This window comes from Pseudanabaena sp. SR411 (assembly GCF_002251945.1).
GTDB lineage: Bacteria > Cyanobacteriota > Cyanobacteriia > Pseudanabaenales > Pseudanabaenaceae > Pseudanabaena.
The window spans coordinates 1-20,519 of the sequence record NZ_NDHW01000233.1; the positions used below are offsets into that span (position 1 = coordinate 1).

Genomic DNA, 20,519 nt, shown 5'->3' on the forward strand with positions numbered 1-20,519 from the left:
TATCAAATCACCTACATTCAACCGATCAAATTTTTCCTGCAAATATCCTATGTAGTGGCGATCGCCTTTCTTTCAAAGTCTTAAAAGCAATTACCAAGCAAACCCCTGAAACGACAGTTATCGAACTCACGTAATGTTATGTTAGAAAATCTTTCTTTATACTTGTTGTAATGTCTAAAAACTATAAGATTACCCTTCTCCCTGGTGATGGGATTGGTCCCGAAATTATGAAAGTAGCGGTGGCGGTGCTACAGGCGATCGCCCCAAAATTTGATATTACCTTTGCTTTCGAGACGGCTCTAGTTGGTGGTGCAGCGATCGATGCGACGGGGCATCCTCTGCCTGAAGAAACTTTGCAGCTTTGCAAGAATAGTGATGCCGTATTACTGGCGGCTGTTGGTGGCGAAAAGTGGGACACGATGCCCTCAAATTTACGTCCTGAGCAAGCATTGCTAGGCTTACGTGGTGGTATGGGCTTATTTGCGAATTTACGTCCTGCTCAGATTTTGCCTCAATTAATTGATGCATCGACCTTGAAGCGTGAAGTTGTCGAAGGTGTGGATATTTTAGTAGTGCGTGAACTCACGGGTGGAATTTATTTTGGTAAGCCCAAAGGGATTGTTACCGATGAAAATGGCGTGCGTCGTGGCTTTAATACGATGGTTTATACAGAACCAGAAATCGATCGCATTGCCAGAGTAGGATTTGAGGCTGCTCAAAAACGTCGTGGGGCGGTTTGCTCTGTTGATAAGTCCAATGTCTTGGAAGTGTCACAACTATGGCGCGATCGTGTGACGAGTATTGCCAGTGAATATCCTGATGTGAAACTGTCCCATATGTATGTGGATAATGCCGCCATGCAAATTATTCGCAATCCGAAACAGTTTGATGTGATTCTCACCAGTAATCTCTTTGGCGATATTCTCTCCGATGCGGCGGCAATGTTGACAGGAAGCATTGGCATGTTGCCATCGGCTAGCCTCGGTGAAGCTGGTAAACCAGGGGTATTTGAACCTGTGCATGGTTCGGCTCCTGATATTGCTGGTAAGGATTTGGCTAATCCTCTCGCTCAAGTCTTAAGTGCCGCGATGATGTTGCGCTATGCCTTTAATGAAGGGGATGCTGCTGAGGCGATCGAAGCAGCAGTAAATAAAGTTCTCGATTCGGGCAAGCGGACAGGTGACATCATGGCGGATGGGTGCGAAAAATTAGGATGCATAGCTATGGGAGAAGCATTACTAGCTGCACTCTAAAAAGAGGCGGCGTTACTAGCCGCCTCTTTTTAGGCAATCTGCTACAAATAACTCTTAGTTCTACTCCTCAGAAACAGTTACACTCTAAGTACAGTAACGTCCTATAAACCTAAATATTTCAGTCAAATTTTGCCCTATGCCCAATCGTCTCGCCCAATCGCAAAGTCTCTATCTTCGTAAACACGCTGATAACCCGATCGATTGGTATCCTTGGGGCGATGAAGCCTTAGAAAAAGCGAGAACTGAAAATAAGCCGATTTTTTTGTCAATCGGTTACTCCAGTTGCCATTGGTGTACGGTGATGGAGCATGAAGCTTTCTCAGATACGGTAATTGCAGACTACATGAATGATCGCTTTGTGGCGATTAAAGTTGATCGTGAAGAACGACCAGACTTAGACAGCATTTATATGCAAGCAATACAAATTATGGGTGAAAGTGGCGGCTGGCCTTTAAATTTGTTTCTTGCTCCCGATGATTTAGTTCCTTTTTATGGGGGAACATATTTCCCCATTGAGCCACGCTATGGAAGACCAGGATTCTTAAGAGTACTCCAATCAATTCTAGAAATCTATCACGATCGCAATCAAGATATTCAAGATTATAAAGATCAAATTGTTCGTAATCTCCACCAAGTTAACAAGCTAATTCCAGTGCCGATTATTAGTGATGAGGTGTTAGCGAATGGAATTGCTAAATGTGCCGAAGTTGTCACTAATCGCGATTATGGAACTTGTTTCCCGATGATTCCCTATGCAAATTTTTTGCTGAGGGCTAGCCGCTTTGAAGATAACAGTACAGAACTCAAAGATAAAGCGCAACAGCGTGGTTTAGCTCTGGCTTTGGGCGGTATTTTTGATCATGTTGCAGGGGGATGGCATCGCTACACTGTCGATCATACTTGGACAGTCCCACACTTTGAGAAGATGCTTTATGACAATGGCTTGATTATGGAATATCTGGCTAATCTCTGGCTGTCGGGCTTACATGAACCTGCGATCGCTCGTAGTTGTGAACTAACGGCTACATGGCTCCAGCGCGAAATGCTTACAGAAGAGGGGTGCTTTTATGCTTCGCAGGATGCAGATAGTGAAGGAAGGGAAGGGAAGTTTTGGGTGTGGAGCTATGCCGAACTAAAAAAGATTTTTAGTCCAACGGAACTTGACTTGTTAGCTCAAGAATTCACAATTTCTATAGCGGGCAACTTTGAAGAAACCAATGTCTTACAACGCAAAAAAGAGGGGGAACTATCTCCAGAAATAGAAGCTTGTTTAACGAAGCTATTTCGTCGTCGCTATGGAGAACATTCGCGTCCAACCGATGCTTTTCCTGTAGCACGTAGTCAAGATGATATTCGTGAAATTGATTGGGAAGGGCGTGTTCCACCTGTAACTGACACTAAGGCGATAACGGCTTGGAATGCATTGATGGTTTCAGGTTTAGCCAATGCCTATCGAGCATTTCAGCAGCCGATTTATAAACAACTTGCGGTTAATGCTGCTAAGTTTATTCTAGAAAATCAATGGATTGAAGGTAGGTTACAACGGATTAATTATGAAGGACAAGCGGCGGTAGTAGCGCAATCAGAAGACTATGCTTTATTAATTAAGGCGCTTCTCGATCTGCATCAAGCGATTCCTGAAGAAGCAGACTTTTATCTACAACAGGCGATCGCTATCCAAGCTGAATTTGATCGCGATTTCTGGGATGCGCTGTCAGGTGGCTATTTCAATACTACGAGCGAATCTAGTCAACATTTATTATTGCGGGAGCGCAACTATCAAGATAATGCTACGCCTTCAGCCAATGGAGTGGCGATCGCCAATTTAGTGCGCTTGGCAAGTGTGACCGAAAAATTAGAATATCTAGACCGCGCCGAGTTAGCTCTCAAACGCTTTGGGCATGTGATTAGCAATAGTCCTGTCGCCTGTCCTAGTCTATTGGTTGCCTTTGACTTGTTCCGCAACCATACGCTGGTTCGCACCAATCCTGATCACTATGCCTATCTCAATCGCCAATATCTACCTGTAGTCATGCTACGAGTCGAGAAACATTTACCAAATCCTGAAGCGATCGCGATGGTTTGTCAGGGTTTTGCTTGTTTAGAACCTGCGATGAGTGTAGAAATATGCGATCGGCAGTTATTACGAAGTACAACTAGGGTTAAATAAAAAAAGCGGCTCCATGAGCCGCTTTTCTTTTAAGCTAATTCTGCACTAGCTGGTGGTTCTTCAGTCTTGCCAAAGGCAATTCTCAAAAATGGAGGAGCGAGGAAAGTAGTCATGATCACCATGATGATAATGGCAACTTCTAGAGGTTTGTCGATCGCACCGCTAGCCGTACCAATCCCAGCAAATACAAGACCAACTTCACCACGGGGAACCATACCCACACCGATCGCTAGGCGATTGATATCGGGTATTCCGAAAACCACCCAACCTGTGATGACTTTGCCAATGATTGCTACGGCGAGCATAAATACCGCGATTAATAAACCACTGCGATTTTCAGGGATCATCGGATTGAGAACACTGAGATCAGCTCTCGCCCCTACAGTCACAAAGAAAACGGGTACGAGTAAATCCGCAACAGGTTTAACTAGTTCATCTAATTCTTTTCGAGCATCGGTTTCATCAAGCACCAATCCTGCGGCAAAGGCTCCTAAAATTGCTTCCAAATGGATCGCATTACCGATAAATGCCATCACATAGGCAAAGATAAAAGCGGGGATGACAATATTGCCACGAGTTTGGAGTTTATCAACTATTGCTACGAAGGTTTTGTTAAAAAAGCCACCTAAGAGGATGGAACCAAACAGGAAAGCGATCGCGCTAACTAATAGAATTGCAACGTTAGTAATATCTACTTCACCTGTTTTTGCCAAACTGGCTACCACCGCTAAAACGATAATCCCTAATACGTCATCAATGACGGCTGCACCAACGATGATTTGTCCTTCCTTGGATTTTAGCTGACCGATTTCTGCCAAAACCTTAGAGGTAATGCCGATACTGGTTGCCGTGAGGGCAGCCCCTGCAAAAATAGCGGGAATCGCCGCCACATGGAAGAAGTACATTAGTCCCAATGTCCCAGCCGCAAAAGGAGCAGTCACTCCGATAAAGGCAACTACAAAAGCTTGAATTCCGACTTCTTTGAGTTGGCGCAAATCTGACTCTAAACCAATCTCAAATAGAAGGACAATCACGCCCAATTCAGCTATTACCGAAATTACTTCGCTTTGTTCTGCAAATATGCTGTTAACGGCTTCTGGTGATAGGTTGTTGAGCAACTGCAAGCCCGACATGATCAAAGAGTCCGAAGCAGCAAAACCCCCTTCAGGAAAGATGACTAAGCGCAATGCAGATACACCAATAATTACACCAGCGACTAATTCTCCCAAAACAGGAGGTAAATCTAACCGCTTAGCAATTTCACTACCAACTTTACTGGCGATGTAAATGAAAATGAGGGTGAGTAATACACCTGACAAAATAACTGGAGCATTTTCTGACTCGGCGGTGGCAAGTAGAGGCTGCGGTATGTGCAATCCATATAAATGATTGGCGATCGCTGCGATCGATAACATAGGCTATTTTCCTTTATATTATGGTTAGGGGTGATCCAAGAAACCTAGACTTCACATTATTACGGTTTAGGTTATCTGTCTCTAGTAAGACTAGTTACATTTTTAAGAAAGTAAAAATTTATTTGTTGGATGCGTTATGCAACGTAATGCAGTCAATAGCGCATTGATTAGGGAGAGAGATTATCAAATTTGTTTTTGTGAGCAATCCAATTTACCCCTTGACTTACGTCTCAAGCAACCTAAAAACGTTACTCAAGCAACCCAAAAAGCATAGATAAAATCATATGTAAACAATAAGTATTCTATTCAGTTTTACCCCTTGACTTACGTCTCAAGCAACCTAAAAACGTTACTCAAGCAACCCAAAAAGCATAGATAAAATCATATGTAAACAATAAGTATTCTATTCGGTATTCAATATTTACTGGCACTCACAGTAGCGTACAGTTAGAAAAAATAAAAGTAAAAAAATAAAAGTAGTTTATATTTCCAAAGTTTGAAATAAGAATGTTCTTAAGTCATTTCTAAAGGTTCTAATGCAATACCTTTGCTCGAAGTGTCAAGCTTTTCACTATTAATTTTTTTAACTCTTTAAAGTTCATTTAGTTCAATATTCCTCGTAAGAGGAAACACAAGGAGGCATTCGTGGATTTTTGGTCCTTATTTTTAATGGACTTCGTTAAGCAGTTGCAATCCCCAACACTCGGTTTTTTGATTGGTGGCATGATTATTGCCGCTCTCGGTAGCGAGTTGGTAATTCCTGAGTCGGTTGTTACCATCATTGTCTTCATGCTGCTTATCAAAATCGGTCTGACTGGTGGTATTGCGATCCGCAATTCTAACCTGACGGAGATGATTTTACCCGTGGTGTTTGCTGTAATAGTGGGCATTCTTGTTGTATTCATTGCTCGCTATACATTGGCTAAGCTGCCGAAGGTCAAAACCGTAGATGCGATCGCGACAGGTGGATTGTTTGGTGCAGTGAGTGGCTCTACCATGGCAGCCGCCCTGACACTACTTGAAGAACAAAAAGTCCCATACGAGGCATGGGCTGGGGCACTTTATCCCTTCATGGATATCCCCGCGCTCGTAACTGCAATCGTTGTAGCCAATATTTATCTCAACAATAAGAAACTTAAAGCAGCAGCTCTCTCTACTGCTCAGACTTCATTAAGTGAGCAGCCTGAACAAAAAGAGTTACCCAACACTCGTCAGGAGTATCTCAACCAACAGAGCAATACGGTTAATCGGGTCAAGATTTGGCCGATCATCAAGGAAAGCCTCCAAGGATCTGCCCTATCAGCAATGTTGCTGGGCTTGGCTCTTGGCATATTCACCCAGCCAGAAAGCGTTTATAAAAGCTTCTACGACCCAGCATTCCGTGGCTTGCTATCAATCTTGATGCTGGTTATGGGGATGGAAGCTTGGTCAAGAATTGGCGAACTGCGTAAGGTCGCCCAATGGTATGTCGTTTATAGTGTGATTGCTCCGTTTGTGCATGGGCTAATTGCCTTCGGTTTAGGTGCGATCGCCCACTATACCACTGGTTTTAGCTGGGGTGGTGTTGTGGTCTTGGCGGTCATCGCCTCCTCCAGCTCAGATATTTCAGGGCCCCCCACATTGCGAGCTGGTATCCCGTCGGCTAATCCTTCCGCCTATATTGGCGCTTCCACAGCTATCGGTACGCCAGTTGCGATCGGCTTGTGTATTCCGTTCTTCATTGGGATGGCTCAGGCGCTATCGTCTGCTGTCAAGTAATTCCAGATAGATCGGATGTTATCGTTTGATACCCCGATCAAAATACTCATTAGATTAGTAAACAAAAGAGGTAATAAACATGGCTAAACCAGCCAAAAAGCTTGTCATTATCACAGAAAAGATTCTCCTGAAAAAGATTGCCCATATCATCGAAGATTCTGAAGCAACTGGTTACACGGTGATCGAAACTGGCGGTAAAGGCAGCCGCAACGTGCGCTCTTCACAAGAGCCTGGTCATCATGACATGAGTACAAATATAAAGTTTGAGGTACTCACTGCCGATCGTCTTATAGCTCAGAAGATTGCTGATAAGGTTGCCGTGACATATTTCCTTGATTTTGCGGGTATTGCTTATATCAGTGATGCAGAGGTGCTATATGGAAGTAGTTTCTGTGGGCCAGAAGGCTGTTAAATAGATAAATTTCATCTGCATCGTTGCAAAGCACGATGCAGATGAAATTTATCTATGATTTACCCATAACATATTCGGGGCGATCACCTAGAGAGAAGTCGTCAATTCAATCCTAAAAATTTTCTGAGCCTTTTTATCGCATTTTTTCAAATCTCCCGCTTCTCCGCCATTGATCGCCATCAAGCTTAATGTGGCGTAATATTAAGCTCGGAGCCGTTTAATTCAAATTATGAATGCTAGTCAAGCTGAACCAACCGATCGCCAAATTTCCAGTCAACTTATTCTTGAAGCCCGAAACATTGTGGCGGGATATGTGGATGGAGTAGATATCTTGCAAGGTGCAAATTTGTCAGTGTATGAAGGCGAACTTGTGACTGTGATCGGCTCTAATGGAGCTGGGAAATCGACCTTAGCAAAAACCATATTTGGGCTAGTACCAGTGCGATCAGGGGAAATTTTATTTGGCGATCGCAATCTGATCGGACTGAAGCCTGAACAAATTGTGCGCTATGGGATTAGCTATGTTCCGCAAATTGCCAATGTTTTTCCGTCGTTGAGCATTTCCGATAATCTGGATATGGGAGCCTATACCCGCGAAGGTAATATCACAACAGTTAAAAACAAGATTTACGAAACTTTCCCCGTGCTAGCTAAACGCCGCAATCAAAGGGCTGGGACACTTTCGGGCGGTGAGAGGCAAATGCTAGCGATGGGACGGGCGATGATGCTAGAGCCGAAATTATTGATTTTAGATGAACCTTCGGCGGCGCTTTCACCAATATTGGTTCAGGATATTTTTAATTTAATTCAGCAGATTAATCAAACGGGGACATCAATAATTTTGGTGGAGCAGAATGCCCGTAAGGCTTTGGCGATCGCTGATCGTGGTTATGTAATGCATTTGGGCAAAGATGAGTTTACGGGTAAGGGTACAGATTTATTGAACGATCCCGAAGTTGCCGAGTTGTATTTGGGGATGGGGCATTTTGGCAAGTAAGCCCTGCTATGAGAGCTGGAATACATTGCGATCGCCTAGCTGATCGATACACTATTAAGTTAAGGCTTTTTGTAGAGGGATTTCATGGCAGTCATAGAGGTAAAGCTTTCGTTCGAGGAACTCACCAAAGCACAGACATATTTGCAACAACTAGGGCTATATGACGGTGAAGTGGATGGCATCTATGGCAGGTTATCGGAAGCGGCTTTTGTGCAGTTTGCCAATGCCCTCAGCATCGATACAATTTTGGATGCTAATTCACGCTTAATTACCAATGAGCTATTGCAGAACCCTGCGATAGTAAGACATTTGCTCAAAATTATTGGTGATGGTGATCGCCTATTTCCCAAGTTTACTAACGCTCAGCGCATTTTTGTAAATATGGGGCAGGTGGATTTTAACCATCTTGGATTCCTTGATCGAGGAATTAGGGGATGCATCGCAGGATCGTTGCAAGGTTTGCCAAACCGTAACTTTGCGCCATCGCCATTGTTAAGCCATATTCCCGCCTATCCCGATCGCCTTGCCAGTTTGCCTGACGGTGTAAATGTAGTTTCCTATGGTGAAGTTGCGATGTTGGCTGGTACTCAAGTGCGAGTACGCTTTCGTCCATACCCTGCGCTCGGTGTAATTCCCAATATTGAAAACATTGGGCTGGAGTTCCTCCATAGCAGCATCCAAGAAGCTTGTATTTGTGTCGGGAGCATTGTCAATGGGCAAATGCTGTCGCGTTGGATCGGGCGCAATCCGTTACGCAATGTCCAGTTTTGGAGTTCTACTAAAATATTACCCTTGCTCTACACTATCAGTACTGCCAATCAAATCCAACCAAATCAAGCGATCTCCAACTGTGTGATCGCCGATTCCCAAGGCAATAGAACACCACGCACTTTTGCGGAAATGGCGCAACGAATTTGTGCGTATGAAGAATCTAATGGCATGACCTCCAATGGCTTGTCAGCAATGTTTAAGCAATTTACTACGCCCCTAGGTTTACAGGATTGGCTCAAAAAAATTACGGGTAATCAAAAGCTCACTTTTCAAGGACGCTATGGTGAAAATCCCTACATTGAACAACCGATTTTGCGCGATGCTACTGGCAAAACAATGATCACGGGGGTAAAAGAGCTACATCGAGGCGACAATTTAGTTTCCGCCTATGACCTAACCCGAATTGTTTCTCAAATTGCATGGCATCGCCATATTACCCCCGCCAATCGCTTGCCTACGGTGCAGTGGCATAGTCTCAGTACTTTGATTGGTGCAATGGGTCAAGATACAGCCAGATATGTTGATGCGGCGATCGTGTCCTTGGGATTGTCATATTTTATTGACAATCCCGTGGTGATCTCCAAAATGGGCTTTGGATACAGCGATCAACGTAAACAAACAGAACTGACCTATACCGCTTGTATCCAGTTTGTCGATCGCCTTGCCAAGTCCCATGATTTGCCCTTACCGAAGTTGCGATCGGTGAATATGACTTTACGTGCTGTCCTCAATCTGCAAGATCCTGTGCGTGAAGCTTTAGAAATTGATGCGAGAATGGCTGCTACAGTTACCGAGATTTTGCGTAGGATTGTAACAGAAGAGCTAATCTAGAATTTTATACCAAAACACAAAATGGCTACGCCATTTTGTGTTTTTAAAACCCTTACTGGGTTTGGCTTTCAATACACAAAAGTGTCGTCACACTTTTGTGTATTAGTACGGCGATCAAAATCTTTGAGTTCGCAGGCAACACGGGAATAAAATATACAATGCAAAAACAACGTGCTTTATCTGCTGTCGGGTTGTGGTGGCGATGGGTACTGGCGACCCTAATCGGTACAGTGATCGGCAATATATTTGGGATCGCTGCTTGTTTGGCGGGAGTTTATTACCTCAGCGATCGCCTGATGGATCTCCGCGTTTGCGATACAGGATTTGGGAGTCTTAACTGTCCTGTCTCCACTGGTATCGTCAGTGGTGCGATCGTCGTTGGGGCATTTGTGAGTTTGATGCAATATCTCGTCCTACGTCGATTTTTTAAATCTCCTGTATGGTGGATTTTAGTAAGTACATTTGGTTGGACTTGGATTGGGTTTGCGGCTACAAGTTTAGCTTTTACCGCCCAATTTGGATTTGCCATCAATCCTGATGGTTCTTTTACGGCAAGTAATATTGTCGATCGCATCCCATTATTAGCAGTTAATTCTCTATGGCTAGTTTTAGCAGGAACTATCCTAGGCGTTTTACAATGGCTAGTTCTTTGGAATGGTCGCAATCCTAAGCTTCCTGATGCCAAATTTTTAAAGGGGCGATCGCTTCTATGGATTGTGGTTAATGTGGTTTTAGTAACATGCATGGCAGTCGCGATCATCACCACTTTTCGTGGTCAAGGTAGTCTCTACGGAATCCTATTCTTCTTCTTAGGATTTACTCCTTTTTATGCCACGATTACGGGAGCAACCCTTGTGAAAATGCATCTACATCAGTTACCCAAAGTCAATGAAAAAGCGGATGCTAATTATCCATTACCTTCAAATGAAGGAATTAAGGACTCAGATTTTTGATGGCGCAGCTAAGCCCTGCTATTAAGAATCTGATTCGGCTCAGCTCTAAGCAGACATGAGCGGACATAACAACTTATGCTTACCATTTTTCGCCATTTGCGCTGTGCGAAGCACGGCACAGATGACTATATCGAACTCAAGTTAAAATAGAGAATTAATGTCGAATTTACCGCCTGAAGTTACCAAACTGCGATCGCAACTCACCGAAGCAACTTCGATCAACCTTGTCGATAATATCCAATTTTGTCTGGTCTCCACTAGCTTTACTAGCGAAGTCGTGTTGACCAGTTATGTCTGTGATGGTCTGAGCAAAGACGGTTTAAGCAAAGACGATCAAGATTCTCCTATTTTGCTGTTGCATGGGTTTGACAGTTCTCTATTAGAGTTTCGACGACTACTTCCAAAACTAGCAACTTCACGTCAAACTTGGGCGATGGATTTATTTGGCTTCGGTTTAACCGAGCGTCTGGAAAATAGTCAAGTTAGCCCTGAACTAATCAAGGAGCATCTTTACTATTTTTGGAAAACGGCGATCGCCAAACCAATTATTCTTGTCGGTGCATCGATGGGCGGTGCAGCAGCGATCGACTTTACGCTTACCTATCCCGATGTGGTGAAAAAGTTGATTTTGATCGGTAGTGCAGGAATGCGGAAGGGAACGGCGGCTGGTAAATTTCTTGTACCACCGTTAGATCGGATGGCAACGGATTTTTTACGTAGTCCCAAAGTCCGCCGTGAAGTTAGTCTCAAGGCTTATGCTGATCCCCGTTTTGTGACAACCGATGCTGAGGTTTGTGCATCGTTACATCTAGCGATGCCTCGTTGGAGTGAATCCCTAATTGCATTTACCAAAAGTGGGGGCTATGGCTCCTTTGCTGATCAGTTAAAGTATTTGTCAACGGAAACTCTAATTCTCTGGGGCGATCGCGATCGCATTCTCGGTACAAAAGATGCTGCGAAGTTCCAATCGATCATTCCCAATAACAAACTCGTTTGGATCGAAAATAGCGGACATGTTCCGCATCTGGAACAGCCTGAAATCACAGCCCAACAGATTCTCAAGTTTATTTAAGAGATCCCCCTCAATTCCCCTTAAAAAGGGGGGCTGGGGGGGATCTGGACAATTATTAATCTCAACTACTTAACTCGTATGTACATCATCGCTATTATTCTTTCGGGTGGTAAAAGCTCAAGGATGGGGAAGGATAAGGCTTTATTAGAAATTAATGGTGAAACTCTATTATCTAGAACCTGTCGAACTGCTCTACAAGTTTCTGATTCTGTTTATGTAGTGGCACGAAGTCAAGAGCAATATCAACAAGCGATCACCCCAGATTTATCGCAATTGTCGATAGTATTAGATCAGCAACTTGATGGCGCATTAATTGGCTTTTGGCAGGGGCTTCAGGCGATCGCTATTCCTGTTGATTGGATTTTATTACTTGCCTGTGATTTGCCAAATCTGCAAGGTGATCTTCTGCAATTTTGGGCTAGGCAGTTAGCAAATTTACCTGATACAGCGATCGCCTATTTACCACGTTATGTAGATGAGAATTCGCGCAAGCAATGGGAGCCTCTATGTGGCTTCTACCGTTGGTCATGCCAATATTCTCTCAGGGAATTTATCAGCAATGGTGGGCGATCTTTTCAGAAATGGTTAACTAATCAAGAAGTTGCTGAGATTGTAAACGTCCCTCTTGAGATGCTATTTAACTGCAATACTCCAGAAGATTTTCACTTAATAAAATAAAGGCGCACCCAAAGGGTGCGCCTACTTACGCAGTAGCCCTGCACTCAAGTGCGGACTAAAAGCTCAAACCCATTGAAACGGGTTGCTTAGAAGTATTATGTAGTCCACTTCAGTGGACTTGAGCTTTTAGCCAAGAACTTGAGTTCTTGGTTTATTTGCTTTATGTAATTACTGTCGGGCGATCGCGTCCTGTTAAAGTCTTGATCTGCGCGATTTGATCGGCAATCTCAATCAACTCCTTTAGAGCCTCTTGAGTATCAAGATTGTGTTTGGCAATATTGGGTTCGTAACTCTCAACATAGAGTCTGAGAGTTGCGCCTTCAGTGCCTGTACCAGACAGACGGAATACTATACGTGAATCATCGGTGAAGCCAATCCTTACACCTTGTTTGCTGCTGACACTGCCATCAACGGGATCGGTGTAACTAAAGTCATCACAGAATGCAACTTCATAATTGCCAAATTTTTGGCTCGGCAAATCAGCAAATTTTGCGCGGAGATTGGCGATTAGGGTGTTGGCGCGATCGCTGTCTACGCCTTCATAATCGTGGCGCGAATAGAAATTGCGTCCATAAAGCTGCCAATGTTCCTTAACGATCGCCTCAACCGATTGCTGACGCGCCGCCAAAACATTGAGCCAGAATAGTACCGCCCAAAGTCCATCCTTTTCGCGGACATGATTGGAGCCAGTACCAAAGCTTTCTTCACCGCAGAGGGTCGCTTTACCAGCATCTAACAAATTACCGAAGAACTTCCAACCTGTCGGAGTTTCGTAGCATTCAATGCCTAAACGGGCGGCTACGCGATCGGGGGCTTGGCTGGTGGGCATGGAACGGGCAATACCTGCTAGTCCACCTTTATAGGCTGGGACATGGTGAGCATTGGCAGCGAGAATTGCTAAGCTATCGCTAGGGGTAACAAAGAATTTGCATCCTAAAATCATGTTGCGATCGCCATCGCCATCAGATGCTGCACCAAAGTCAGGAGCATTTTCACCATAAAGTACATCCACCAGATCATGGGCATAGACCAAGTTCGGATCTGGATGTCCATCGCCAAAGTCTTCGAGAGGAACGCAGCTTTGTAAGGCACTCGCAGGTGCGCCAAGGCGATTAACCAAAATTTCTTGGGCATAGGGGCCAGTTACTGCGTGCATACCATCGAAGCACATCCGAAAGTTTGGTGATGCGAGTAATAGTTTGATGCGATCGAAATCAAACAACTCACCCATTAGTTCCGCATAGTCAGCAACGGAGTCGATCACAGCGATCGTCGTATCACCTAATTGAGATTCACCGATTTGGTCAAGATTGAGGTCATCAGCTTCCAGAATCTTATATTCAGTGATGCTCTTAGTAATGTTGTAGATTGCATCGGTGATTTTCTCAGGTGCGGGACCACCGTTACCTGTGTTGTATTTGATCCCAAAGTCGCCATCTTTGCCTGCGGGGTTATGACTAGCTGAGAGGATGATGCCACCAAAGGCGTTGTATTTACGAATGATGCAGGAAGCCGCAGGTGTCGATAAGATGCCGCCACGTCCAACTAAAATTTTGCCAAAGCCATTCGCCGCAGCCATTTTCAGAATCACTTGGATCGCGTGGCGGTTGTAATAGCGCCCGTCGCCGCCGACAACAAGGGTTTGTCCTTGAAACCCTTCGAGGCTATCAAAGATTGATTGAACGAAGTTTTCGAGATAGTTAGGGGTTTGAAAAACGGTAACTTTTTTTCTAAGCCCTGAAGTGCCGGGCTTTTGGTCAGAAAAAGGGGAGGTGGTAACGACTTTGATGCTCATTAAAATTGCTGGCTAAAAATGCTCTGAATAAATGCTCTAACAGCAATTTCCGATCAAACGAACCACAATAATTTTTTGAAAGTGTTGCAAAGCAACACTTTCAAAAAATTATTGGTTCGGGTTTGAGCGCAAAGCGCTGTAAATACTGAAACGCCCATACCTTTAGGCTTGTTTTCATTTTACGAGTCATTGGTCAGTCAAGCAAAAAAAAGAGTAGGTGCTTTGAACCTACTCTTTTTTTGCTTCTCTCTCTGAAAAATTTTACTCAAAAACTCACAATGCAGGGACAAATTGTTTTAAAAGCACAGAGGGCTTAGCATTTGCGGATCAGGATTTTTGGAGGGTTTTTAGAATTGTGGCGCAAATGCTAAGCCCCTACGATTTTGTTGCGATAAATCATTTGAGGAATCGAATAAATCGTGACGTTAATGTTAAAGGATTAAGCAGCAACGCCTGAAGCGATCGCATTTTGATCGACTACACTGGTGACATCGATTAATTCCGACTCAAAACTGACTTGGGCGCGATTAGTTTTACCGCCGACGTAGAGGCGATCGCCAACTTGCAACGCCCATACCTGTGAGTGACTGACATAGCTCATGATTACGCCTAGCATTAATAAGCCAAATCCTGCATAAACAATCGGAATTCCAGGGTCAGCTTTGATTTGTAACCCAGTACTACCGATCGCCTCTTTTAAGGTAAAAGTAACGCCATTAACTTCAGCGCTTTGATTGGTGCGTACCGTGGTGAGGAGATTTCCCTTCTCGTCATAGATCAGAAAAGTACCTTGCAAATCGGGAGTAATGAGAGTAATCCCTGCACTAAGGTCGGGCTTGGTTGGAATCCACGTTCCCCACACTTGACGACCGCCATTTTGAGATTCTAATTTACTGACAGGCAATTGCAAAATCGGGCTATTGTTGAAGGTAAATCTAATCGCGTGAATATCCCAGTTCGCCTGATAGAAGCTGACACCTTTATATTTAAGTGGTTTATTCACATGAATAGTTTCGCGATCAACTTCCTTACCATCCCGATCAAGAACAGATAAATCCGAATAAAACTGATCGATACTTCCCTTAGGTGTGTAATCAATCCAAAAGCGATTGACTCTCACTGACCAATCTTTGGGAACTTGATTGGCGGACCAAGCACCCGCCTCAGTGATATTTTTAACCTGAAAGGTCTCTCCACTAGGAACCATTTCCTGCGCGATGAAACCAGTCAGCGATCCCCAAATTGAACCAACTAAGACAAGCAACATGCTGGCATGAACCACAATTGGTCCAATTCTGCCTATTAGCCCTTTTCGCGCATACAGGCGATCGTCTGCTTGATAAACCTTATAGTTTTTACTTTGCAGAGACTGCGCCAAATCATTCAAATTACCACCAATGATTTCCGTAGCAAGGGGAAGTTTTACAAAGCTTTGGGGTTTGGTGTAGTAAAACCAACGTTTGGAAGCTTTGAGAATTGGTAATTGACGGTTGAAGGTGCAAGCAGTGAGGCTTGTCCCAAATAGGATTAATAAAGCCAGAAACCACCAGCTACCATAGACATGCTCTAATCCGATCACCAAAATTACTTTGTATGACAAAAATCCAAATAGGGCTGGATGTTCAGGATAGTTTTCGCGATAAAAATCGATAGTCTGTCCCTGCTCGATCACTGTGCCGAGGATGCTAAATAGGGCGATCGCTAATAATAGGGCGATCGCCACTTTGAGGTTAGCCAAAAGCGCCACCACCTGATGTCGCCAAATTTGGTTTGCTTGGAATCGGATTTTTTGAAACACGTCACGTCTATAGTTACAGTTAGCTTTGATCTTAGCTTAACGTCAGTTCGACGAAAGCGGAAAATGGTAAGAATCGCTAGGCGATTCTTACCATTTTCCGCCATTTGCGGCGTGCGAAGCACGCCGCAAATGGCTATATCGAACCCACAATAGCTTAGGTTGCCAGAAACTATAGCTGTCGCCAAGTGTATGAGGACAGAAAACCCAAGAAGAGAATGGCGGCGCTTCGCGCCGCCATTCTCTTCTTGGGTTTTGCTTTTGTCCAAACACAATCGACGGTAGCTATAGATCTGACCTTGAGATACAGTGATACAGATAAATTTGCGCTAAAGTTAAGCCAATATTGCAGAGATATTTAGGAACATAAGCATGTCACAGGGCAAAGAAACTACAGTTTTAGTATTGTCATTGCTAGTCACAGCAGGAATTGCAGGAGGTGGGTATTGGTTCTTTTCGCAACCAAAATCAGCAGTAGTATCTCCTACCGCTTCGCCTGAAATATCCCCACAAGCAACCATAGGAACAACAACTCCTACACCAACAACTAGCCTGAACTTTGATACATCTTTGCCCAATCCTACTATTTTGGCGATCGATGGCAGTACGGCGATGGTGGCTTTGGTCAAGGATTTGCGTAATGCTTATAGTCAAGTTAATCCCAACATCCCATCCACCTATGGCATTCCCGATGGCAATCCCACGGGGTCAAATCAGGGATTAAAAAATCTCATCGATGGCAATGTGGCGATCGCCGCAACTTCTCGTCCTCTCAAAGCAGCCGAAGCCCAAGCAGGAATCCAATTAGTGCCGATTGCTAGAGATGCGATCGCGGTATTCGTTGGTATTAACAATCCATTTAAAGGGAATTTAACCAAAGATCAAGTACGCGATATCTATCAGGGAAAAATTACTAATTGGGCTCAAGTTGGGGGCGCAAACCAACCAATTAGAGTGATTAATCGTGCTACCACAAGTGGAACTAGAGAAGCTTTTCAAGATATTGTCTTACTTGGTCAAGGATTCCCACCAGATAGTCCTAACTTCATTACGTGGAAACAAGATGAAACGACAGCAATTTTGCGTGATATAGGCGATAACGGCATTAGTTATGCCACTGTCTCACAGGTAGAGAAGCAAGAAATTGCCAGAATTGTGGCGATCGATGGGGTTGTTCCTACGGATGTCAATGCTGTCAAAGCGGGGAAATATCCAATTAGTCGTAGCTTGTTTTTAGGTGTTAAGAAAACTACCAGTCCTGTATCCAAGCAGTTTATTGAGTTTGCGCTTTCCCCTCAGGGGCAGCAAATTATCCAAAGACTAGGATTTATTCCTGTGCAGTAGTCACTACAGCGCTTTGCGCTCCAAACCAAAAGCTTTTTGAAAACTGTTGCTTTGCAACAGTTTTCAAAAAGCTTTTGTATAGCAATGCAAGAATCCAAAAAGAGTAATATAGCGGCGTTATTACTCTTCTTGGGTTTGATTTCTCTTAACTAACTCAATCCTTACTAAATAAGTTGTGGGAATTATTGGAATTAAATGTAGGATGAGTTAGCGTTAGCGTAACCCACCATTGATAACTAATTGATGCGTTACGTTGCACTAACGCATCTTACAAATAATTGAGCATTCCTAATTACAATTTGTTTGCTCAATAATTGCTGTAATAAGAGCCAGTGATGATTGCTGTATGTTATAGACAAGCTTGATGCTTTAAATTAGCTATATTTACCTGCTTTTAGACCAAAAAAAGATGTAGGGAACTAAAACTAACTTAACTACGTCTAAAATATCTAGATTCTGCTATGTCTGTAAATTTGAACTTGACAGAAAAGTGGGCAAACTTTAATTTTTTGGAGAAAAACATGAACCCCAAATTACTAAGGAATGAAGAACAAATAACTTGTGCAAATTAAGATAACCTCAGATAAAGAGAGAAGGGAAATAAATTTGGGTTACTATAGCAAAGAAATTGAGACAGAGATGTTGAAATTTTACGATTCACTGCGCGAGAAAGATTAACGCAGGTATGCAGAGCTATTGAGGCAAAAAAGTTAGGACATGGAGGCATAAAGTACATATCAGAGCTATTTGGGTGTCATCGAAATACAATTACAGAAGGGAAAAACGAAATAGAAAATACAGTTCCAGAAAAGTTTAATGAAAAAGCTATTCGAGTCAGAGGTGTGGGGAGAAAAAGATGCTTTGAGAAAATACCAGAACTAGATCAAGCATTTCAACGAGTGGCGCAAGAACACACAGCAGGAGATCTACCCCTGTTAAGGTGACTAAAGAGCTTGCGTGATTCCAGCGATATAGATCCACAAAACATCATGTCAAAAATCCATTTTATTGAACTTTTGATGGCTGAAACGACCAATCTACGTACGCTATTTTTGCACCTTAACAGGGGTAGTATTAGCACCACATAAGGATGAAGCCTTAGTTAAGCTGGTAAGAGACTTGCGACTTAATAAAATACCAAATATAAAACCAGAATCAGTAGGGCGGCGGAGCCGCCCTACTGATTCTGGAAAATCTGGATTGGTATCTTATTTTCTTGTAAGCCCCTAAACCTGTTAAAGCCATTCGGAATCAAGCGTTTTTTTTACTGATGCTTGGGGCGGATAAGAAAGGATGCTTAACCCTGACACTACCTGATTGGCAAGCAAAATACTCAGAAAATTGAATGTAAGCATCTAACAATGTAAGCATCTAACTTTAACGAACACGAATTAAGCGATTAGCCAGAAAGACCATTTGCTTCTCTAAATCTATTGTGATGCATGACATTGTCATCGGCTTGTTTATCAATAGATATGAGTTTTGCTTTCAATCCCCCTCAAGCTCTCAACAAATGTGACACACCACCAAAATATCCTTGACCCCACGATTGTGAATTTCGATGAGGACGGACAACCAGAATTTTGCCCCAAGTTATAGGCTGCAAAATTTATTCTTTACCTGCTTCCAAGACAATCACATCCTTGTAACGCTATCTACCAAATTAAATCTGGACTTTTATATGATGATTTAAGCTCCTAACTTAACTGTCCTTCTATTCCTATGGTTAATTGCGTAAGTCCTAACTAATTAAGCCCAGAGGACAGCGATCGGGTTTACGAAACTCCCATTTTATCGATCCACTTTCTTCGAGTTGTGGTGGTGGTAAATCTTCAAGAATAGGTGAGAGCCGAATTACAAAATCGTTGTAGTGCAGAGCATAGGCTTCTTGATAATATTTTTGGATAAGGTCTGGATTTTCTTCAATTTCACAACCAATCCATGCAGGAATAGCTGTGTTGGGGCGGGTTCGCTCGAAGTATTCTTTTAATGGCTCAGCAATAATTCCTGCTGTTGGTTTAAATAGGTCGGGCTTCACAATTTGTCCCCAACCCGTGGATAAATCCCCAGGTGCATAGGAATATACTTCAACTTGGTATTCATTTGGCGGAACTTCGACATAGCATTGCAAGCAATCGTCACTATCTGCGATCGCCCTTGCTTCGGGGAGCTCATCAAACTCATCATCACCCAGCACACCTGATACCATCATTTGCCCACAGGATAAATCCAGCCGCCAACGCACTCGTGCCACCCATTCATCCTGTTCTTGTTCGTTGAGTTCTCCCATGACGACGCGGACATTGTAGCCATCATCTTGATAGAGATCCATGGCAAGAACAGCTTTCTGTTCAAGGATGGCTTCTTTTAATTTCTCTTGGTCGTTATCCCAAAGCAAATTGCAAAAGCCGTCATAATCTCTACTAACAAAATCCTTTGCAGCGACCCAAATCACGCAGCCTGCTTCCCAAAAGCCAAATTCAATGCGATCGCCTATACTCAATGCCTCAGCCATAAACCACCATTGATTTAGAGGGTTTTGCTTTAAAATTATATACCCCAAGATGAGATGGCGGTGCAATGCGCTGCCATCTCATCTTGGGATTTTAGAGATAGCTATAAAACACCCTTTGAGCTAGGAATCATACTGGCGCGACGCGGATCGACTTCTACTGCCATTCGTAAAGCACGGGCAAAAGCCTTAAAAGCAGCCTCGATAATGTGATGAGAATTGCCACTTTCTAAGAGGCGCACATGCAGTGTCATTTGCGCGTGATTAACTACAGCTTGAAAAAACTCACGGATTAGTTCTGTGTCATAGGTTCCCACACGCTGATTGGGAATTACTAAGCCATATACCAAATAGGGGCGACCCGAAAAGTCTAGAGCTACCTGTACTAAAGATTCATCAAGGGGGGCAACAAAATGCCCAAATCTCGCAATTCCTTTGCGATCGCCTAATGCTTGCCCCAGAGCTTGCCCTAATACAATTCCCACATCCTCATTGGTGTGATGATCATCAATGTGTAAATCACCTGTTGCTTGCACATCCAGATCAATCAATCCATGGGAGCAAATTTGATGCAGCATGTGATCAAGAAAGGGAATACCAGTATTGATATTGCCTTTGCCAGTGCCATCAAGATTTAACGCCACGGTGACATCGGTTTCACCAGTTTTGCGGTGGACTTTGGCAATGCGAGGAGTATCGTAGGACATAGCAGAGCGGGATTGATAAAGGTTGTTAGGGGTCAGATTTACTACACTGTAACCTT

General features: G+C 43.5%; 15 protein-coding genes and 1 pseudogene. 11 read left to right on the top strand and 5 right to left on the bottom strand.

Annotated elements, in window-relative coordinates; genetic code table 11:
- Positions 1-170 precede the first annotated feature (170 nt).
- Positions 171-1,253 (top strand): 3-isopropylmalate dehydrogenase, encoded by a 1,083-nt coding sequence (gene leuB, locus B9G53_RS24375; RefSeq protein ID WP_094536030.1) that lies wholly within the window; start codon positions 171-173, stop codon positions 1,251-1,253.
- A 136-nt stretch (positions 1,254-1,389) separates the two neighbouring features.
- Positions 1,390-3,423: a thioredoxin domain-containing protein gene (locus B9G53_RS24380; RefSeq protein WP_094536031.1), complete on the top strand. Its 2,034-nt coding sequence runs from the start codon at positions 1,390-1,392 to the stop codon at positions 3,421-3,423.
- Between the two features lie 29 nt (positions 3,424-3,452).
- Here the strand turns inward: B9G53_RS24380 and B9G53_RS24385 are convergent, their stop codons facing one another.
- Positions 3,453-4,838, bottom strand: coding sequence for a cation:proton antiporter (locus B9G53_RS24385; RefSeq protein WP_094536032.1), 1,386 nt, complete (start codon positions 4,836-4,838; stop codon positions 3,453-3,455).
- 645 nt (positions 4,839-5,483) lie between these two features.
- Between B9G53_RS24385 and B9G53_RS24390 the strand changes: the two genes are divergently transcribed.
- From B9G53_RS24390 to B9G53_RS24420, 7 genes are all read left to right on the top strand, one after another.
- Positions 5,484-6,596, top strand: a complete 1,113-nt coding sequence (locus B9G53_RS24390) for a sodium-dependent bicarbonate transport family permease (protein WP_094536033.1) — start codon at positions 5,484-5,486, stop codon at positions 6,594-6,596.
- Between the two features lie 79 nt (positions 6,597-6,675).
- Positions 6,676-7,008, top strand: a complete 333-nt coding sequence (locus B9G53_RS24395) for a hypothetical protein (RefSeq protein WP_094536034.1) — start codon at positions 6,676-6,678, stop codon at positions 7,006-7,008.
- A 229-nt stretch (positions 7,009-7,237) separates the two neighbouring features.
- The gene (locus tag B9G53_RS24400; RefSeq protein ID WP_094536035.1) at positions 7,238-8,005 is read left to right on the top strand and encodes an ABC transporter ATP-binding protein; all 768 of its coding nucleotides are present in this window, start codon (positions 7,238-7,240) and stop codon (positions 8,003-8,005) included.
- 84 nt (positions 8,006-8,089) lie between these two features.
- The gene (locus B9G53_RS24405; protein ID WP_094536036.1) at positions 8,090-9,607 is read left to right on the top strand and encodes a peptidoglycan-binding protein; all 1,518 of its coding nucleotides are present in this window, start codon (positions 8,090-8,092) and stop codon (positions 9,605-9,607) included.
- Between the two features lie 158 nt (positions 9,608-9,765).
- Positions 9,766-10,560, top strand: a complete 795-nt coding sequence (locus B9G53_RS24410) for a hypothetical protein (protein WP_094536037.1) — start codon at positions 9,766-9,768, stop codon at positions 10,558-10,560.
- 157 nt (positions 10,561-10,717) lie between these two features.
- On the top strand, positions 10,718-11,632 hold the full coding sequence (locus B9G53_RS24415; protein ID WP_094536038.1) for an alpha/beta fold hydrolase: 915 nt from the start codon (positions 10,718-10,720) through the stop codon (positions 11,630-11,632).
- Positions 11,633-11,710: 78 nt separating this feature from the next.
- A complete protein-coding gene (locus B9G53_RS24420) occupies positions 11,711-12,310 on the top strand; it encodes a molybdenum cofactor guanylyltransferase (RefSeq protein WP_094536039.1) in 600 nt (199 codons plus the stop codon).
- A 160-nt stretch (positions 12,311-12,470) separates the two neighbouring features.
- Here the strand turns inward: B9G53_RS24420 and B9G53_RS24425 are convergent, their stop codons facing one another.
- Together B9G53_RS24425 and B9G53_RS24430 are read right to left on the bottom strand one after the other, a co-directional pair.
- Positions 12,471-14,105, bottom strand: a complete 1,635-nt coding sequence (locus tag B9G53_RS24425) for an alpha-D-glucose phosphate-specific phosphoglucomutase (protein WP_094536040.1) — start codon at positions 14,103-14,105, stop codon at positions 12,471-12,473.
- Between the two features lie 439 nt (positions 14,106-14,544).
- Positions 14,545-15,903 carry a cytochrome c biogenesis protein gene (locus B9G53_RS24430; protein ID WP_254923796.1) on the bottom strand — a complete coding sequence of 453 codons (1,359 nt, stop codon included), beginning with the start codon at positions 15,901-15,903 and terminating at the stop codon, positions 14,545-14,547.
- Positions 15,904-16,272: 369 nt separating this feature from the next.
- Here B9G53_RS24430 and B9G53_RS24435 point away from each other — a divergent pair, with 369 nt between their 5' ends.
- Together B9G53_RS24435 and B9G53_RS24440 are read left to right on the top strand one after the other, a co-directional pair.
- The gene (locus B9G53_RS24435; protein ID WP_094536041.1) at positions 16,273-17,244 is read left to right on the top strand and encodes a phosphate ABC transporter substrate-binding protein; all 972 of its coding nucleotides are present in this window, start codon (positions 16,273-16,275) and stop codon (positions 17,242-17,244) included.
- 1,307 nt (positions 17,245-18,551) lie between these two features.
- A pseudogene (locus B9G53_RS24440) lies at positions 18,552-18,763 on the top strand (IS1 family transposase); the annotation flags it as partial.
- Between the two features lie 222 nt (positions 18,764-18,985).
- On the opposite strand, the gene B9G53_RS24445 reads toward B9G53_RS24440, so the two are convergent.
- Together B9G53_RS24445 and hisB are read right to left on the bottom strand one after the other, a co-directional pair.
- The gene (locus B9G53_RS24445) at positions 18,986-19,759 is read right to left on the bottom strand and encodes a hypothetical protein (RefSeq protein ID WP_094536042.1); all 774 of its coding nucleotides are present in this window, start codon (positions 19,757-19,759) and stop codon (positions 18,986-18,988) included.
- Between the two features lie 101 nt (positions 19,760-19,860).
- A complete protein-coding gene (hisB, locus tag B9G53_RS24450; RefSeq protein ID WP_094536043.1) occupies positions 19,861-20,463 on the bottom strand; it encodes an imidazoleglycerol-phosphate dehydratase HisB in 603 nt (200 codons plus the stop codon).
- Between the last annotated feature and the right edge of the window lie 56 nt (positions 20,464-20,519).

What these genes read in the sequence shown, in the direction of transcription:
- B9G53_RS24380 (WP_094536031.1), top strand. Translation starts at nt 1,390, where the DNA reads ATGCCCAATCGTCTCGCCCAATCGCAAAGTCTCTATCTTCGTAAACAC.
- B9G53_RS24425 (WP_094536040.1), bottom strand. Translation starts at nt 14,105, where the DNA reads ATGAGCATCAAAGTCGTTACCACCTCCCCTTTTTCTGACCAAAAGCCC.
- hisB (WP_094536043.1), bottom strand. Translation starts at nt 20,463, where the DNA reads ATGTCCTACGATACTCCTCGCATTGCCAAAGTCCACCGCAAAACTGGT.
- B9G53_RS24395 (WP_094536034.1), top strand. Translation starts at nt 6,676, where the DNA reads ATGGCTAAACCAGCCAAAAAGCTTGTCATTATCACAGAAAAGATTCTC.
- B9G53_RS24410 (WP_094536037.1), top strand. Translation starts at nt 9,766, where the DNA reads ATGCAAAAACAACGTGCTTTATCTGCTGTCGGGTTGTGGTGGCGATGG.
- B9G53_RS24420 (WP_094536039.1), top strand. Translation starts at nt 11,711, where the DNA reads ATGTACATCATCGCTATTATTCTTTCGGGTGGTAAAAGCTCAAGGATG.
- B9G53_RS24385 (WP_094536032.1), bottom strand. Translation starts at nt 4,838, where the DNA reads ATGTTATCGATCGCAGCGATCGCCAATCATTTATATGGATTGCACATA.
- B9G53_RS24405 (WP_094536036.1), top strand. Translation starts at nt 8,090, where the DNA reads ATGGCAGTCATAGAGGTAAAGCTTTCGTTCGAGGAACTCACCAAAGCA.
- B9G53_RS24400 (WP_094536035.1), top strand. Translation starts at nt 7,238, where the DNA reads ATGAATGCTAGTCAAGCTGAACCAACCGATCGCCAAATTTCCAGTCAA.
- B9G53_RS24415 (WP_094536038.1), top strand. Translation starts at nt 10,718, where the DNA reads ATGTCGAATTTACCGCCTGAAGTTACCAAACTGCGATCGCAACTCACC.
- B9G53_RS24435 (WP_094536041.1), top strand. Translation starts at nt 16,273, where the DNA reads ATGTCACAGGGCAAAGAAACTACAGTTTTAGTATTGTCATTGCTAGTC.
- B9G53_RS24445 (WP_094536042.1), bottom strand. Translation starts at nt 19,759, where the DNA reads ATGGCTGAGGCATTGAGTATAGGCGATCGCATTGAATTTGGCTTTTGG.
- leuB (WP_094536030.1), top strand. Translation starts at nt 171, where the DNA reads ATGTCTAAAAACTATAAGATTACCCTTCTCCCTGGTGATGGGATTGGT.